This is a genomic window from Legionella stuttgartensis (assembly GCF_977063405.2).
This window is the reverse complement of record NZ_CDRUHA020000056.1, coordinates 256,288-273,303: the sequence shown is the minus strand read 5'-3', so window position 1 is coordinate 273,303 and position 17,016 is coordinate 256,288. Positions and strand designations below refer to the sequence as shown.

Here is a 17,016-nt window from a genome sequence, read left to right as displayed (position 1 = left end):
TGGTTTTTTTTCTTTACTCAAGCTACTCCTTTTCTTAGCTAAGTGGGGGATTTTGAACATGGCTAAGTCGATAAATTATTTGGGTTACTGCATCTTGCTTCATTTCTCCAACGATAATACTTTCTTCATCCTTAGAGCCTAAAATTCTATCGTTATTTAATGTAAGTTCTCTAGAAACACTTATTTTTCCTGGAACCTCTACAATTTGACCTGAGCGAGCTTTCAATACAAATATCACCGTTAAAGTGAGCGTATATTGTCTGGGATTTGTACTTGCACCAACACTGATAATTTGTTGATGTAAGTTGACTTCGTCAATTATAAGCCAATACTTAGCTTGAGAGGGCTCCGGATTGACATCAATTTTGGAACTCTCAAGTCGAGATTGTAATATCGAAACAAACTGTTTGTCATCATTTTCAGAAATAATGGCCACATTACTAAGCCATCTCGGTACATTACTCATGCCCCGCAGATGGAAACCACAAGCTGATAGTAATAATAACAGCAGCAAAGGCAGCATATATCGTAACGTTGCAAATTGATGTTGTGATTGTCCCACTGATTGTCCATGTAACTGACGCGGGACATTAGACATCTCAGAGCAATTTGATTTCATTAGCCAACAACCAAATTAATTAATTGTCGGTGTGCCACAACGATGGCTTTTTTAACTGTTTTATCAGCCAGAAAATCTTTTGCATGTTCTTTGGCTGTAGCAATTAATGTCTCTTCTGCTGCATCTACACTGGCGGTAAATTGCGCTCGGAGCTTTCCATTAACCTGAACGACGTAATCCACCTCATCGGTTTTTAGGGCACCTTTATCTACTCTGGGCCAATTGGCATCAATAATTGCTTTTTCAAACCCTAATTGTTGCCATATATGATGTGTAATGTGAGGGGTGATAGGAGCCAATAATCGCAACAGTATACTCATACTGGAATGGATAAAAAACTTATCTTCTTCTGTTTCTATGGAGTAACTGGATAGTTCATTAAATAGCTTCATACAGCCTGAAACGACGGTATTAAATTGATTGCGATCATAATCATGAGTTGCTTGTGCGAGAATTTGATGCACAACATGACGTGATTTCTTTAAACGGCTTTCAGCTTGTTGCCAGTTAACATGTCCATTGCCACTTAGAATGATATCATTGACCTCAATAAACATATTTTGATGTTGATGGGCAAAAGTCCAAATTCGTTTTAGAAAGCGATGTGCACCTTCTACAGCGGCATCTGACCATTCCAGTGATTGCTCTGGAGGTGCGGCAAACATAACAAACAAACGTGCTGTATCAGCCCCGTAGGTATCAATCAGATGGTTAGGATCAACGACATTACCCACAGATTTAGACATTTTATGTCCATCTTTTAAAACCATGCCTTGAGTTAATAGGGCTTTAAATGGTTCGTCCGAATTGACTAAACCCTCATCTCGCATTAATTTGTGGAAAAAGCGAGCATAAAGTAAATGCATCACTGCATGCTCAATACCACCAACATATTGATCTACGGGAGTCCAATATTTTGCTCGATCATCAAGCATGGCATTTTCCTGGCCTTTACATGCAAAACGAGCATAATACCAAGAAGATTCAACAAAGGTATCAAAAGTATCTGTTTCACGAGAAGCATCTTGACCACATTTAGGGCAACTTACATTCACAAATTCTGGACATTGCGCAAGAGGTGAGCCTGTGCCAGTAAATGTTACATTTTCCGGTAGGACTACGGGAAGATCTTCATCTGGAACTGGAACAGTACCGCACTGTTCACATAAAATCATGGGAATAGGGGTACCCCAATATCTTTGTCTTGATACACCCCAATCACGTAATCTATAGTTGATTGTTGCCTTTCCTGTATCATTTTCCTCAAGGAACGCAGTGATGGTCTCTACTGCCTGAGAGGAGCTTAATTCATCAAATTGACCTGAATGAATCAATGTACCTTCACCAGTGTAGGCAGATTGGCTCAGATCATGTTTTGTTCCGTTGTTAGGCTTTATGACTTCTTTTATTGGTAATTGATATTTTTGTGCAAACTCCCAATCTCTTTGATCATGTGCTGGAACAGACATTACCGCGCCGGATCCATATTGCATCAGTACAAAATTAGCTACCCATATTGGTAGTTCTTCACCCGTTATAGGATGGATTGCGGTCATTCCTGTGGCTACACCTCGTTTTTCCATAGTAGCAAGTTCTGCTTCAGCCATTTTAGTGCCTTGGCAGCTGTCGATGAATTCTTTGACTTCCTTACGAGTACTTGCTGCTTCTTTAGCGATAGGGTGATCTGTGGCCACTGCAAGATATGTAGCACCCATTAAAGTATCAGGACGAGTAGTATAGATTTTTAGGCGCTTAGGATAATTATTGACGTTAAAATAGATTTCAGTACCGGTGGAGCGACCTATCCAATTACGCTGCATTTGTTTTACTTGTGCAGGCCATTCATCCAATGTATCGAGTGAGCTGAGGAGTTCATCAGCATAAGCTGTAATTTTGATAAACCATTGAGAGATTTCTTTGCGTTCGACAAGTGCACCAGAACGCCAACCGCGTCCATCAATAACTTGTTCGTTTGCTAAAACTGTTTGGTCTACTGGATCCCAATTTACAACGGCATTCTTCTTATAAACCAGGCCTTTTTCAAATAGTCGAATAAAAAACCATTGTTCCCAACGATAATACTCAGGTGCGCAAGTACAAATTTCGCGTCGCCAGTCATAGGCATTACCAAGACGTAAAAACTGCTTTTTCATGGACTCTATATTTTTTCTTGTCCATTCAGCAGGGGGGATCCCATTTTTGATGGCTGCATTTTCAGCAGGTAAACCAAATGCATCCCATCCTATAGGTTGCAGTACATTTTTACCCAAAGCACGCTGATACCGAGCAATAACATCACCAATAGTGTAGTTACGAACATGTCCCATGTGCAATGTTCCACTCGGGTAAGGGAACATGGATAAACAATAAAATTTCTCTCTGTTTAAATCTTCTGAAACATTAAATGATTGTTTTTTATGCCAATACTGTTGAGCTTGGTCCTCAACTTCTTGTGGTATATAGGTATTATCCATAGTCCGATTTTTTAAGTGACTCTAAATCGCTAAGGATAACTCCTCTTGTGTCTGCCAGCAATAGATTATTGTTGGAATAAGCGACGAAGTTGAATAAATAGTATAAAAATAAGGAAAATTGAACAAAAAATTAAAGCTGGATACTCATGCCAAATAATCCAGGGAGTAAAACCTTCAGCTGGGAATATATTACTTTGCAAGATGCCCGAGCTAAATGGAGGGAGACTTTCTACTATATCGCCATTTGAATCAATTACGGACGATAAACCATCATTATTGACGACTACTTGATATCGACCGGTTAGTAAAGAAAGCATTTGAGCCATTTGCAATTGTTGATAACTAGCTAATGAGTGTCCAAACCATCCATTATCGCTAATTGAAACGATCCATTGGGCTTTAGGCATTTGTTCTCGTAAAATATGGGGATAGGCAATCTCATAACAAATAAGACTTGCTATTGGATGATTTTCAATGCGAATTAGAGATTGCTTTCTTCTTCCTGGTAATAAATTGGGCTCGGGTAAATTCAGCCAATGATTAATTGCAACAAGCGGTTTAGGAATGTACTCTCCGAACGGAACGAGCTGGCGTTTCAGTTTTTTTCCTTTAGCTTGTCCAAGGGTAATTATTGAATTGTAATAATTCGTTTCGCTATCATTTGTCGGTTGTAAAATGCCTACCATAAGTGCGCTGTTCGCTTTCAGCGCTTTGTTATTTAGCTTTTGTAAATATTTATCTAAATAACTTGCCGGAAGTGGTATGGCTGATTCTGGTAAAATAATTAATTGCTTTCCTAAGAGCTTATTAATTGCATTCTCATAATACTTTAATAAATTCCAAAATAAGGCTTCATCCCATTTATCACGCATAGATAAATTGGCCTGTACAGCACCGATACTAACAGGCTGTTGTTTGACATGTGACCATGAAATATTTTTGCATAGCATTGGACTGATAATAATTAATACAATTACGATAAGGTAGTGATAGCGTTTTTGAGAATCCTGGGAAACAGCTAAAGTGAGTAGAGCAGAAATAAAGATGCATACTAAACTTAGCCCATATATGCCTAAAACAGGTGCAATGTATTTAATCGGGGTATCGATGAGGATGGTACCTATTAATAACCAGGGGAATCCAGTAAATAAATTGGAACGGCAGTATTCACTCAAACACCATAAGACACAGAATAGAGTTAAGGATAGTAATTTTTGATTTTTTAGTTCAAGCGATTTATAAAAATAAGCAACAAGGGCAGGGAAGAGCGAAAGATAGGCAATGAAAATTAAAGTAACTAATCCTGCGAAAAAATAGTTGAGCTGACCATAGTCATGAATACTGACTATGACCCAAGAAACTCCGAAACCGAAATAGCCTATTCCATAAAAGAAACCGAGATAAAAACCATGTTTGAAGGAGCAATTTTGCAGGCTCGAATAAAGAAAAGCCAAACTTAATAACGTTAATCCTGGGATATGAAAAGGAGCAAAACCAAAGGGCGCAAGCAGGCCTGCTATAAATACAAAGAAATATTTAACATAGCCAAGACGAATTGAAGAATTTAAAGGAATTGAATTGGCTAAAGCGGTTTGCTTCATGGCTGTTAAAAAATTGTAAAATGATAAGATAATTGACTCCTCTATTCAGGTCAAGAATTAGTGAAATATTTTATAATTTTACAATGTCCAGAATTTACGTCACCCTGGCTACAAAAATCGGAGGCTACGTCAATCCCGAAGGTAGGATATCCCTTCGTCGTAAACTCCTCAGGACGACAGGGACATCAATGTACCTACAATTTACTTTATTATTTTTTCAGAACATAAGTTCCAGGTGCATCACAAATCGGTCTTAAATTCTTTTCAGGGTTACCTAGAGTAGGTGGTTTCTTTTTAGCACCGGAATAATCAGTAAGCCATTTTTCCCAGGAGGGCCACCAAGAATCTGTAAAATGAGGGGCTCTTTCTAACCAAACTTCCGGTGCTAAATGTTTATCATCTAATTTATGAGTGAGCATTTGATAACTGCGTCCCAAGCTTCCTGGCTCGTTAACAATCCCTGTGTTATGTCCTGCATTAGTCAATACAAAGGTAATATCACTATCAGTAAAGTAATGAATTTTATAAACGGATTTCCAAGGGGCCACATGATCTTTTATAGTACTTACTGAAAAAATTGGTAATGTGATATCGGCAAGATTAATACTCTCATCCAGAATTTTAAAACGTCCTTCTACTAAGTCATTGTTTAAAAACAATTTGCGCAAATATTCACTATGCATTTTATATGGCATTCTAGTAGTATCGTAATTCCATGCCATTAAGTCATTTATATTCTGTCGTTTACCTAATAAATAGTCATAAACTACCCGAGACCAAATAAGATCTATAGACCGTAACATGCTAAACGCTCCAGACATCTGTGAACCCTCTAAATAGCCTTTCTCCCACATAATATCTTCAATATAAGTGAGTTGGTTTTCGTCAATAAATAACTGGAGTTCGCCTGCATCCTGAAAATCGGTTTGTGCTGCAAATAAGCTCATTGTTTTTAAACGGTTATCATTATTTGCTGCCATCTTTGCGGCAACCATAGTTAATAAAGTTCCCCCAATACAATAACCAACTGCATGAATTTTTTCTTTAGGAATAATTTGATTGATGGTATCTAATGCATCCATCACTCCGCGTATTGCATAATCAGAAAAATCTAAGTCTCTATCCTCAGAGGTTGGATTACTCCAGGAAATCATAAATACAGTATGTCCTTTATCTACTAAAAATTTCACCATGGAGTTATTAGGTGAAAGATCAAGAATGTAATACTTCATAATCCAAGCTGGAATGATTAAGATCGGTTCAGGATGTACTGTTGATGTTGTTGGTTCATATTGGATCAGTTCTATTAAACGATTCCTATAAATAACTTTCCCTGGTGTTACTGCTACATTTGTTCCTACCTTATATTGTTCGCTCCCTGCTGGCGGTTTATTATTCAGATACCGGGTGATGTCATCAATAAAATTACTCCATCCTTTGATAAAATTCATGCCCCCTTCGTTAATTGTGGCAGCAATCACTTCAGGATTCATTCCCGGTACATTCGACGGAGCAAAAATGTCCAAAATTTGACGTGTTACAAAATTAACAATGTTCTCATGGTGTTTGGAAACTCCACGAAGATGAGTTGTTGCATTATCCCACCATTCTTCAGTTAATAAGAATGATTGAGTGTATACATTGAAGGGAAATTGAGACCATGATTCATTTTGGAAGCGATGATCGGTTTGGCGGATTTCGACACAAGGTTCACATTTATCTTGGTTTTGTTGTTGAATGTATAATAACAAATGTCCCAATTTTTTGAGTGCCTTTTTGTTTAAATCAGCACGTTGCGCGGGTGAAAAAAGCAAATAAATCAACCAGTCACCAAAAGACATCATCAGTGTTCCTGGTGATAACCAATTACACAATTGACTGATGGTAGCGTGGAATAATTTATCGAAACTTATTCCTTCATAATCGTTTTTATCTGATTCAGTCAATAAGGAGTTTCTAGACTTTTCGGTTGATTTTGGATGCTTCCTTTTTGATTTGTTCATACCAATTCCCTTTGCGAATTCAAGATTTTTTTTAATATAGTCCTTTTCAAACATTATGCATCAAAAAATAGAATAACTCGATTCTTAAAAATTGTTATTATGTATGCACATAGTTCAGAGAATACTATTCAATTCCCAAGATTTTGTGTAGGATGATCGCGTTTTATAATGGAGAGGGATTAAATGTATAATGTAATGATTACTGGTGCAGGGAAAATTGGTAGCTTAATCGCTTGTTTATTATCAGAGAGCGGTTCGTACCAGGTCCATTTGGTTGATATTGATTTTAATGGATCCGATGTAAAAAGGCTGTTGGAAGCAGTACCGAAAATTAAAACAGTAGCCTTAGATGTTCAAGATCAACAGTCCACTCAAGCTTATATGGAAAAAAACGGTATCGTGGCTGTTATTTCAAGTCTTCCATATTTTTTAAATACTTTTGTTGCGGAAGCTGCAAAAGCTGCCAAAGCGCATTATTTTGATCTTACGGAAGATACGGCAGTGACTGAAGCAGTAAAAGCGATAGCGCTTGACGCAGAAACTGCATTTGTTCCTCAATGCGGATTGGCTCCCGGGTTTATCAGCATCGCCGCAAATAGTCTCATGCATGAGTTTGAAGAGTGTCATCATGTGAAATTGCGTGTAGGGGCTCTTCCTCAAAATGCAAACAATGCACTTCAATATTCATTAACCTGGTCCACTGATGGAGTCATCAATGAATATGGCAATCCATGTTATGCAATTAAATATGGAAAAGCGGTAACCTTGGCACCTTTAGAAGGATTAGAAACCATTCAAATCGATGGGTGCGAGTATGAAGCGTTTAATACCTCTGGTGGATTAGGTAGCTTGGCAGAGATGCACGCTGGTAAAGTACAAACCATGAATTATAAAACAATGCGTTATCCTGGACATTGCTCAAAGATGCGTTTATTGATGAATGATTTGCGATTAAACCAAGATAGACCTACGCTAAAACGCATTTTGGAAAATGCAATTCCTAAAACGTATCAAGATCTAGTCATTGTTTATGTTTCTGTTGAAGGAATGAAACAAGGTGAACTGACAGAAAAAAATTATGTGAAGAAAATTTATCCTGAACAAATCTGTGGCTTGGAGTGGTCAGCAATTCAAATAAGTACTGCCTCTGGTGTTTGTTCAGTAGTTGATTTAGTGCTCGGACAAGAAAATGAATATAAGGGTTTAGTCTTACAAGAAAAATTCCATTTGTCTGCGGTGCTGGAAAATCGTTTTGGTCGCTATTACGCATAACCAAAAATATTTTGGTTATTGTTCCCGGGTTGTTTATTGTACCCGGGTTACTATGGAGATAATTAATGGATATATTAAAACGCTTGAAAATTCATGCCGTTAATCCAGGGGCCTTTAGTGGTCAAGGTTGGCAAAGTGGAATTCATGAACATAAGTTAATCTCTTATAATCCAGCCAATAGTGAAAAGCTTGCAGAAATAGCAACCTGCACTATGAGTGATTATGAAGAGATAATGACTCGTGCTCAATATGCTGCTCATGAATGGAGGAAAGTTCCTGCTCCTAAAAGAGGGGAGATCATCAGGCAGATTGGTCAGGCATTACGTGAGCATAAAGATGCATTAGGTAGTTTAGTTTCCTTAGAAATGGGTAAATCCAAACAAGAAGGGGACGGCGAAGTTCAGGAAATGATTGATATAGCTGATTTCGCAGTAGGACAATCACGGATGCTGTACGGTAATTCCATGCATTCAGAGCGTCCACAACATAGAATGTATGAACAGTGGCACCCATACGGTATTGTTGGCGTTATTTCAGCGTTTAACTTTCCTGTTGCAGTTTGGTCATGGAATGCTTTTCTGGCAGCCATATGTGGGAATGTGACATTGTGGAAGCCATCTGCAAAGACTCCTTTATGTGCTGTAGCTGTTCAGAACATTTGCAATGATGTATTAAGGGCTAATGGTTGTCCGGAAATATTCAGTTTAGTTATTCCAGAGAGTCACGATGTGGTTGAAGAAATGGTGAATGATAAACGAATACCACTTATTTCATTTACTGGTTCAACAGCAGTGGGTAAAGAGGTCGCTGCTAAAGTTGCAGCTCGATTGGGTAAGACTATTCTAGAATTGGGTGGTAATAACGCTATTATTCTCGATGAGTCAGCTGATCTTCATTTAGCAATTCCAGCTATTGTTTTTGGTGCGGTAGGTACTGCGGGTCAACGATGTACTTCTACGAGACGTTTATTTGTCCATCATTCTAAGTATGATTATGTTGTTGAGCGTTTACGTTTTGCCTACGAGCAAATAACAATTGGTGATCCTTTAGATAAGAAAAACTTAATGGGGCCCCTGATTGATAAACAAGCTGTTGATCAATTTAATGGTGCAATAGCTCGTATTAAAGAGGCAGGTGGTCGGATTATCTTTGGTGGTGAGCCAGTACATGGATCAGGCTTCTTTGTGGAACCTACGTTAGTATGTGATGTAAAAAATCATTGGGAGATTGTTCAAGAGGAAACATTTGCGCCGATTTTATACGTTATGTCTTTCCAGACAATTGATGAAGCGATTGCTTTACAAAATCATGTACCTCAAGGATTGTCTTCTGCCATGTTTACCCAAAATTTAAAAAATGCAGAACACTTTTTAAGTGCCTGGGGAAGTGATTGCGGCATAGCTAATATTAATATCGGTACTTCAGGTGCTGAAATTGGCGGGGCATTTGGTGGAGAAAAAGAAACAGGTGGCGGGCGTGAGTCTGGTTCTGACTCTTGGAAAGCGTATATGCGTCGGCAAACAAATACAATAAATTGGGGAAATGAATTACCGTTAGCTCAAGGTATTCGATTTGATTTGTCTTGATTTAAGTAGCAACTGTAGCCTGGGTGAAGCGAAGCATAACCCAGGTAATTATCATGTTCCATGAACCCGGGTTATGCTTCGCTTCACCCAGGCTACTTTAACGAGGAAAAAAGAATGCAGGGATCTTTTTTTATAAAAAAAGTCGCAGTTCTGGGAGCTGGTGTTATGGGTGCACAAATTGCAGCGCACTGTGTTAATGCTGGTATAGAAACATTACTCTATGATTTGGCATCTAAAGAAGGAAATGCGAATGCATTGATTGATAAGGCAATCGCTAATTTAGGAAAACTAAAACCTGCTCCACTTGCTACAACCCAAACCGCGACATTGTTGCAATCCCGAAATTATGAACAACATCTTGCTGATTTGTCCTCTTGCGATTTAGTTATTGAAGCAATTGCTGAACGCTTGGACTGGAAAGAAGATTTATACAAACGTATTTCCCCTTTTTTAACAGAACATTCCATTTTAGTAAGTAATACCTCCGGTTTGAGTATTAATGCTTTATGTTCAGTTTTACCTGAAGCACATAGAAAGAATTTTTGCGGTGTCCATTTTTTTAATCCTCCGCGTTACATGCATCTTGCTGAACTTATTCCTGCTAAAACGACTAATAAAGAATTAGTGGATAATCTGGAAACTTGGCTAACTCGTTATTTAGGTAAAGGAGTTGTACGCGCCAAAGACACACCTAATTTTATTGGAAATCGCATTGGTGTATTTTCTCTCTTAACAACATTGCACCATGCTTTTGCCATGGATATGGGATTGGATGAAGTTGATGCATTAACAGGCCCTTTGTTAGGGAGACCAAAATCTGCCACGTTCCGCACCATGGACGTTGTTGGTCTAGACACCATGCAACATGTAATCCATACCATGCAACAACAGTTACAAGATGATCCATGGCATCACAGTTTTAAATTACCTGAGTGGCTCATTAATCTAATTAAAGATGGGCATTTGGGACAAAAAACAGGTCAAGGTATTTATAGAAAAAATGGCAAGATTATTGAAGTATATGATGTTAAATCAGCACAATATCGTCCAGCGCAACCGGCCGTAAGTGATGAGTTAAAAGTGATTATGGGTAATCCCGATCCTGCTGTGCGGATGCAAAGTCTAATGACTTCTAATAACAAGCAAGCACAGTTCTTAGCCGCCTGTTTCAGGGATTTATTTCACTACTGCGCATATCATCTCGAGGAAATTGCAGATAATGTCAGAGACGTTGATTTGGCAATTCGCTGGGGCTTTGGTTGGATACAAGGGCCATTTGAAACCTGGCAGCTAGCTGATTTGACGACAATGGCTCAGTACATTAACCAAGCAATAAAGGAAAAATCAACACTTAGTACGGCTCAACTGCCCGGATGGCTTTTTGAAATCAAGGCCTTCTATACTGAAAAGGGCGCTTATTCTCCTCAGATGAATGAGTACCAACCTCGAAGTCAATTGCCAGTTTATAAACGTCAATTCTTCACTGACCGAGTCCTTAAGGAATCAGTGCATCCCACACCTGTGATTTATGAAAATGAGGGTGTTCGTTTATGGCATCTACAAGATGATGTAGCGGTAGTGAATTTCAAAAGCAAAGCAAATACAGTGGGTCAAACAGTTCTCGATGGATTGGAAGCTGCTGTTGAAATTGCAGAGAAACAATGTCGAGGCTTAATTATTTATCAACAAGACGCCACTAATTTTTGTTCTGGAGCTGATTTGCGCGGTGTCCTTAATTTAATTAAGGAAAATAAAATGCAGGCTTTGGACTCTATGATCGCACAATTCCAACGTGTCGCTTTACGTTTGAAATACAGTTCTATTCCTACAGTTGCAGCAGTACGAGGCCGTGCTCTTGGCGGTGGTTGTGAGTTAATGATGCATTGTGATGCCGTGGCTGCTGCTTTTGAAGCCTACCCAGGTCTAGTTGAATTTGGTGTTGGGGTGATACCTGCGGGAGGTGGATGTAAAGAAATGGCAATGCGGGCGGCTCATCTTGCTCCTAAAGGGGATTTAATGACAGTAATTCAGAATTACTATCAACAAATTGCTACAGCGCAAGTTGCAGGTTCAGCGGCTGATGCAATGCAAATGGGGTATTTGCGAAGTACAGACAGTTATGTCATGAATGCTAATGAAGTACTCTATGTAGCATTGGCTAAGGTTAATTTCATGCACGCAGAAAACTACAAACCTCCTTTAAAGAAACAGTTTCAAGTTGCCGGTATTGAGGGTAAGGCACGTTTGCAAGCAGGTTTAGTAAATTGGTTAGAAGGTGGATTTATTTCTCAGCATGATTATTTCATTGCTACGGAGTTAGCAACCGTGCTTTGTGGGGGCAACCTAAATCAAAATACATTTGTTGACGAGAATTGGATGCTTAAGTTAGAGCGTGAAGCCTTTATAACTCTTGCTGCAACCCCATTAACCCAGGCACGGATTAGTCATTTACTAGAGACTGGCAAGCCGTTACGTAACTAAGGGAGATTTGAAATGACTAATGTATATATAGTTGACGCATTACGTACTCCAGTAGGTAAGGCACCACGCGGTGTATTTAAAAATACATTACCAGATGATTTGTTGGCTCATGTGATCACAAATTTAATGAAACGCAATCCGTCAGTGGATCATCAAAAAATAGGGGATGTAGTCATAGGATGTGCTATGCCTGAGGCTGAGCAAGGCATGAATGTGGCTCGAATCGCATCATTACTGGCTGATCTACCTCAATCTGTCCCTGCAATGACAATCAATCGCTTTTGTTCTTCTGGTGTACAAAGCATTGCTACAGTTGCAGAGTCTATACGCAGTGGAGATATGCATTTGGCTCTTGGTGGAGGCGTTGAAAGCATGTCTATGGTGCCTTTGGGCGGCAATAAATACACAGCAAATCCTGTTATCTTCAATAATGAAGATGTTGCAATCGCATATGGGATGGGCATTACAGCTGAAAATGTTGCAAAGCGTTGGCAAATTACTCGAGAGCAGCAAGATGAATTTGCTGCTGAAAGTCATAAAAAAGCCGTTGCAGCACAGCAACGTGGTGACTTTAAAGCTGAAATCAGTCCTGTAGAAATTACCATAAGACAGGCTGATTTAGAAAATGATACCGCAATAATAAAAAAGAAATGGATAAATGATGATGAAGGACCAAGAGCTGATACTTCTTATGATGTCATTTCTAAATTAAAACCTGTCTTTGCTGCAAGAGGAACTGTTACAGCAGGAAACAGTTCACAGACTAGTGATGGTGCTGGTATTGCACTTTTAGCCAGTGAACAGGCTTTGCATCAATATGATTTAAAACCCATTGGGCGCTTACTGAGTTATGCTGTAGCTGGTGTTCCTCCTGAGATTATGGGAATTGGTCCTATTGAGGCAATTCCTATTGCTTTAAAACGAGCAGGTATTACTTTAGATCAACTGGATTGGATAGAGCTTAATGAGGCATTTGCCGCTCAAGCTTTAGCAGTGATTAAAGAACTTGATCTTCCTAGAACTAAGGTGAATCCTTTAGGAGGAGCTATTGCTTTAGGACATCCTTTAGGTGCCACAGGTGCAATAAGAACAGCTACGTTATTGCATGGACTAAGAAGAACTAAAGGACGATATGGTATGGTAACCATGTGCATTGGAACAGGCATGGGGGCTGCGGCAATATTTGAAGCGTTATAATCTTTGAGTCTTTAGCCTGGGTGAAGGCGCAAGCTGTAACCCAGGTTTCTAGAATTTTTTTCCAGGTTTACCCCTTGCGCCTTCACCCAGGCAATATTCTGATATCATGTTGTAGATTGTCAAAAAAGGGAAACCCGAGTTACGCTTTACCGCGACACGGGCCACTTTGAAAGAATAAGATTTTAAATAAGATGCTATTTTAGTTTTTATCGCGGAATATAATGCGACCTTTAGTTAGGTCATAGGGAGTTAATTCGACCTTAACTTTATCGCCAGTTAAAATTCTAATGTAATTCTTACGCATACGACCAGAAATGTGGGCAGTGATAATATGTCCATTTTCTAATTCAACACGAAACATGGTGTTGGGCAAGGTATCGATAACCGTACCAGCCATTTCTAAATGATCTTCTTTTGCCATAGGTCTCTCAGTGATGTACCAAATTTATAAAGTTTATTATGTGTGATTATATACTTACAGCGTGTATACTGCACTAAAATGAAGAAAATGGCAATCAAAGCCCAGCAAAATTTAACTATTTATCACTCTATTGTTGACTTTAGTACCCATCTTTGATGAGCGCTTAACCATCAACATAATTTGAGCTAACCTATTTTATTGCTAAGTTAGGGGTATTCTCAACTAAAAATACATCACCAACGTAATCAACATAATGTTTTTCTTTGCTTGCTTGTTCCCGAGTGGGTCTAACAAGTCCATGCATATTAAACTCGTTTTTTTGTAATTCAAAACGTAGTGATTTAATCAACTCAGGTGCACAGTTTTGTTCAAATAATGTTTTTGCTGTATTTATAAAGCTCTGCATTTCCGCATCAAATTTTGCCTTATCATGTGCATATCTAGATTTTACCTCGAGTGTCTCTGTGAATGAGGGTTCTTTAGGCGGTTTAGGTACTGTTTTCCAGCCATCATGAGTTAACCCAAAGCGAAGATTTTTTATCATTTCATGTTCTTGAGAGTAATATGAAACAGTTATTAACCCTCCTGAATTATCTCTTATTAAAAAAACAGCCTTCGTTTCTTTTTTTGTAGCACCGTTGTGTTCCAAAATATCATGTAGTTGATTACTACTAAGCGGTCGAAAAATAACAGGGACTTTAGACTCTGATTCATTACTTGGTTTTGACTTCATAGGTCAATACTCCGAATTCTTTAACAAAATAAATTATCAATTATTGAAGCCATAACGAGATGAAATGGTAATAGTCTGTGTATATCGTATAATAATAGTACAATCCTGTTGTTATTTGAAATATTACGTGAGGTCCCATGAACCTTTTTTTGTAGGATGTTCTAAAGACTGATAGAGCATATGAAGAAATTCTCTTCGCTCAACAATTTTAGCGCCTAGACTTTGCAAATGATTCGTCGGAATTTGGCAATCAATAAAATCATAGTTCCAATCGCTCATCATTTTTGATAAATAGTAAAAAGCAATTTTTGAGGTGTCTGTCATTTTATGGAACATAGATTCTCCAAAAAAGGCATGGCCTAAACTGAGTCCATATAAGCCTCCTACCAGTTCGTTTTCGTACCATATCTCAAAAGAATGGGCATAACCCATTATGTGTAATTGAGTATAGGCTTCAATCATCTCTTTAGTTATCCAGGTATTATTGATTCGATCAACACTCGTAGCACATTCTGCAATTACTTGTTTAAAAGCGGTGTCTATGGTGAATCTAAAAGATTTTTTTAATGACTTTTTCAAACTACGAGATAGTTTAAATTCAGTAGGAATCAATATGAGTCTTGGATTTGGAGACCACCAGAGAATTGGTGTTCCAGGTTCGTACCAGGGGAAAATGCCTTGGCTATAAGCTTGAAGAATGCGCTGTGGTGATAAATCACCGCCAATGAATAATAAACCTTGGTCATCACTTGTTTCCGGATGGGGGAAGAAGTGGATTTCATCATAATTCAAATCAAACTCCTCAAATATCAGGAACGTTACTCTTATAAATCCCATTTTATTCTACACTTATTATAAGCGAGAATTGGAGGAAGTAATTGGACTATCTCTATAGTTTGGGCAATATTTTAATGCTTCTCAGCCTATGTTGTAGAAAAGTACTCTTTCTTCGTACGATCTTCATATTATCTGATTTATCATTTTTACTTTATGGTATGTTAGAGGATGTGCGCCCGGTAGCTTATTGGGCTATTGCATCATTAGTTATCAATTTTGTACAGATTGGTTTTTTGTTAAGAGATTTACTGCCTAGAGATTTGCCTTATGATATGCAACAAATAAAAGATCTATTTTTTGTAAATACGAAAGCAAGTGATTTTATTCGTCTGATTAAACTAAGTGATCGAGGCACCTCCAAAAATGAGAAAATATTAACCAAAGGTGAGCCAGTAGAACATTTAATGTTGATTACTAAAGGATCGGTATATATTGAAGTAGAAGAAGCGATCATAGAAGTAGGACCTTATCATTTCATTGGAGAGATGAGTTATTTTAGAGACGGAAAAGCAAGCACTACTATATATGCAAAAGAGCCTGTAGATTACATATATTGGAGTTATTCTGATTTACACCGTTTACAAGCAAATAAACCCTCATTATTTATGAAAATGGTAGAGGCTATGGGAAAAGATATTATACTGAAAATGCTTCATCAAACTGGATCGCTAAAGGAATTATGAGTGATGCTCTAATTGAGTAGCAGCGAAGCAGGGTTATATTCTAAGAGCCACTTTCACTGCACCCGATCTAAATCAGAACTAACTTTTTAAATTCAAATCCAAATATTCTTCTGCATCAAGAGCAGCCATACAACCAAAACCAGCAGAGGTAATGGCTTGTCGGTACACATGGTCAGCTACATCTCCACAAGCAAATACACCTGGAACGGATGTGCTGGTAGCCATACCTTCTAGTCCTGATTTAATAACAATATAACCATTATTCATAATCAGTTGATCTTTAAATAAATCAGTATTAGGTGTATGTCCTATGGCAATGAATACGCCATCCACATTTAATAACTCTTTCGAGTCATTCTGTACATTACGAATTAAAGCGCCTGTTACTTTTTTACCATCACCTACGACTTCATCAAGAGTGGAGTTCCATATTACTTTAATATTGCCATTACGCGTTTTTTCGAAAAGTTTTTCTTGCAGAATTTTTTCAGCACGTAGACTGTCACGTCGATGTATTAAAGTTACAGAAGAGGCTAGGTTAGATAAATACAACGCTTCTTCAACCGCAGTATTTCCTCCCCCAATAACACACACTGCTTTATTTCGATAAAAAAAGCCATCGCAAGTCGCGCAGGCTGAAACTCCTCGACCTTGATAAGCTGATTCCGATTCGAGTCCCAAATAGCGTGCAGACGCTCCGGTAGCAATGATAAGGGCATCGCAAGTATAGGTTTCGCTATCACCCTGAAGTGTAAAAGGTGCTTGTGCTAGATTTGCTTTAACAATATGATCAAAAATAATTTGAGTTTCAAAGCGTTCAGCATGTTTTTGCATGCGCTCCATCAGAGCAGGGCCTTGTAATCCCTCAATATCGCCAGGCCAGTTATCTACATCTGTCGTCGTCGTTAATTGACCTCCTGGCTGCATGCCAGTGATTAAAACGGGATGAAGATTGGCTCTTGCGGCATAGACTGCAGCGGTGTAACCTGCTGGTCCTGAACCTAATATGATTAAGCGGTGATGATTGCTTGAGCTCATTCTCTCTGCCTTCCTTAATATTTTGATATTTTGTGTTAAGATGGCGAATATTATGACAAAAACAAAGATAT

At 38.4% G+C, this 17,016-nt stretch carries 13 protein-coding genes; 5 read left to right on the top strand and 8 right to left on the bottom strand.

The features are described 5' to 3' along the window. Positions 1–34: 34 nt before the first annotated feature. The 4 genes from ACWTEW_RS15490 to ACWTEW_RS15475 form a co-directional block, all read right to left on the bottom strand. On the bottom strand, positions 35–619 hold the full coding sequence (locus tag ACWTEW_RS15490) for an LPS-assembly lipoprotein LptE (protein ID WP_454782552.1): 585 nt from the start codon (positions 617–619) through the stop codon (positions 35–37). Continuing rightward, positions 619–3,093: a leucine--tRNA ligase gene (gene leuS / locus ACWTEW_RS15485; protein WP_454782551.1), complete on the bottom strand. Its 2,475-nt coding sequence runs from the start codon at positions 3,091–3,093 to the stop codon at positions 619–621. Before leuS ends, ACWTEW_RS15490 begins: the two co-directional genes overlap by 1 nt. 65 nt (positions 3,094–3,158) lie before the next feature. Then, a complete protein-coding gene (lnt, locus tag ACWTEW_RS15480) occupies positions 3,159–4,694 on the bottom strand; it encodes an apolipoprotein N-acyltransferase (protein WP_454782550.1) in 1,536 nt (511 codons plus the stop codon). Positions 4,695–4,903: 209 nt separating this feature from the next. Further along, on the bottom strand, positions 4,904–6,697 hold the full coding sequence (locus ACWTEW_RS15475) for a PHA/PHB synthase family protein (protein WP_454782549.1): 1,794 nt from the start codon (positions 6,695–6,697) through the stop codon (positions 4,904–4,906). Between the two features lie 183 nt (positions 6,698–6,880). On the opposite strand from ACWTEW_RS15475, the gene ACWTEW_RS15470 reads away from it, so the two are divergent. The 4 genes from ACWTEW_RS15470 to ACWTEW_RS15455 all read left to right on the top strand — a co-directional run bounded on the left by ACWTEW_RS15470 (position 6,881) and on the right by ACWTEW_RS15455 (position 13,233). Further along, entirely contained in the window at positions 6,881–7,969 is a 1,089-nt protein-coding gene (locus ACWTEW_RS15470; protein WP_454782548.1) for a saccharopine dehydrogenase family protein, read from the top strand. 65 nt (positions 7,970–8,034) lie between these two features. Then, positions 8,035–9,555, top strand: a complete 1,521-nt coding sequence (gene amaB, locus ACWTEW_RS15465) for an L-piperidine-6-carboxylate dehydrogenase (RefSeq protein WP_454782547.1) — start codon at positions 8,035–8,037, stop codon at positions 9,553–9,555. A gap of 114 nt (positions 9,556–9,669) precedes the next feature. Continuing rightward, a complete protein-coding gene (locus tag ACWTEW_RS15460) occupies positions 9,670–12,036 on the top strand; it encodes a 3-hydroxyacyl-CoA dehydrogenase/enoyl-CoA hydratase family protein (RefSeq protein WP_454782546.1) in 2,367 nt (788 codons plus the stop codon). Positions 12,037–12,048: 12 nt separating this feature from the next. Continuing rightward, positions 12,049–13,233: an acetyl-CoA C-acyltransferase gene (locus ACWTEW_RS15455; protein WP_454782545.1), complete on the top strand. Its 1,185-nt coding sequence runs from the start codon at positions 12,049–12,051 to the stop codon at positions 13,231–13,233. 199 nt (positions 13,234–13,432) lie between these two features. On the opposite strand, the gene infA is transcribed toward ACWTEW_RS15455, so the two are convergent. The 3 genes from infA to aat all read right to left on the bottom strand — a co-directional run bounded on the left by infA (position 13,433) and on the right by aat (position 15,179). Further along, on the bottom strand, positions 13,433–13,654 hold the full coding sequence (gene infA, locus ACWTEW_RS15450) for a translation initiation factor IF-1 (RefSeq protein WP_454782544.1): 222 nt from the start codon (positions 13,652–13,654) through the stop codon (positions 13,433–13,435). A 190-nt stretch (positions 13,655–13,844) separates the two neighbouring features. Next, positions 13,845–14,387, bottom strand: a complete 543-nt coding sequence (locus ACWTEW_RS15445) for a hypothetical protein (protein ID WP_454782543.1) — start codon at positions 14,385–14,387, stop codon at positions 13,845–13,847. Positions 14,388–14,510: 123 nt separating this feature from the next. Beyond that, positions 14,511–15,179 carry a leucyl/phenylalanyl-tRNA--protein transferase gene (aat, locus tag ACWTEW_RS15440; RefSeq protein ID WP_454782542.1) on the bottom strand — a complete coding sequence of 223 codons (669 nt, stop codon included), beginning with the start codon at positions 15,177–15,179 and terminating at the stop codon, positions 14,511–14,513. A gap of 86 nt (positions 15,180–15,265) precedes the next feature. Here aat and ACWTEW_RS15435 point away from each other — a divergent pair, with 86 nt between their 5' ends. Continuing rightward, entirely contained in the window at positions 15,266–15,907 is a 642-nt protein-coding gene (locus ACWTEW_RS15435; protein ID WP_454782541.1) for a Crp/Fnr family transcriptional regulator, read from the top strand. A 78-nt stretch (positions 15,908–15,985) separates the two neighbouring features. On the opposite strand, the gene trxB is transcribed toward ACWTEW_RS15435, so the two are convergent. Next, a complete protein-coding gene (trxB, locus tag ACWTEW_RS15430) occupies positions 15,986–16,945 on the bottom strand; it encodes a thioredoxin-disulfide reductase (protein WP_454782540.1) in 960 nt (319 codons plus the stop codon). Positions 16,946–17,016: the final 71 nt, after the last annotated feature.

Coding starts and splice junctions, on each gene's coding strand:
- leuS (WP_454782551.1), bottom strand. CDS start 3,093: ATGGATAATACCTATATACCACAAGAAGTTGAGGACCAAGCTCAACAG.
- ACWTEW_RS15455 (WP_454782545.1), top strand. CDS start 12,049: ATGACTAATGTATATATAGTTGACGCATTACGTACTCCAGTAGGTAAG.
- trxB (WP_454782540.1), bottom strand. CDS start 16,945: ATGAGCTCAAGCAATCATCACCGCTTAATCATATTAGGTTCAGGACCA.
- amaB (WP_454782547.1), top strand. CDS start 8,035: ATGGATATATTAAAACGCTTGAAAATTCATGCCGTTAATCCAGGGGCC.
- ACWTEW_RS15475 (WP_454782549.1), bottom strand. CDS start 6,697: ATGAACAAATCAAAAAGGAAGCATCCAAAATCAACCGAAAAGTCTAGA.
- lnt (WP_454782550.1), bottom strand. CDS start 4,694: ATGAAGCAAACCGCTTTAGCCAATTCAATTCCTTTAAATTCTTCAATT.
- ACWTEW_RS15490 (WP_454782552.1), bottom strand. CDS start 619: ATGAAATCAAATTGCTCTGAGATGTCTAATGTCCCGCGTCAGTTACAT.
- ACWTEW_RS15460 (WP_454782546.1), top strand. CDS start 9,670: ATGCAGGGATCTTTTTTTATAAAAAAAGTCGCAGTTCTGGGAGCTGGT.
- ACWTEW_RS15470 (WP_454782548.1), top strand. CDS start 6,881: ATGTATAATGTAATGATTACTGGTGCAGGGAAAATTGGTAGCTTAATC.
- ACWTEW_RS15445 (WP_454782543.1), bottom strand. CDS start 14,387: ATGAAGTCAAAACCAAGTAATGAATCAGAGTCTAAAGTCCCTGTTATT.
- infA (WP_454782544.1), bottom strand. CDS start 13,654: ATGGCAAAAGAAGATCATTTAGAAATGGCTGGTACGGTTATCGATACC.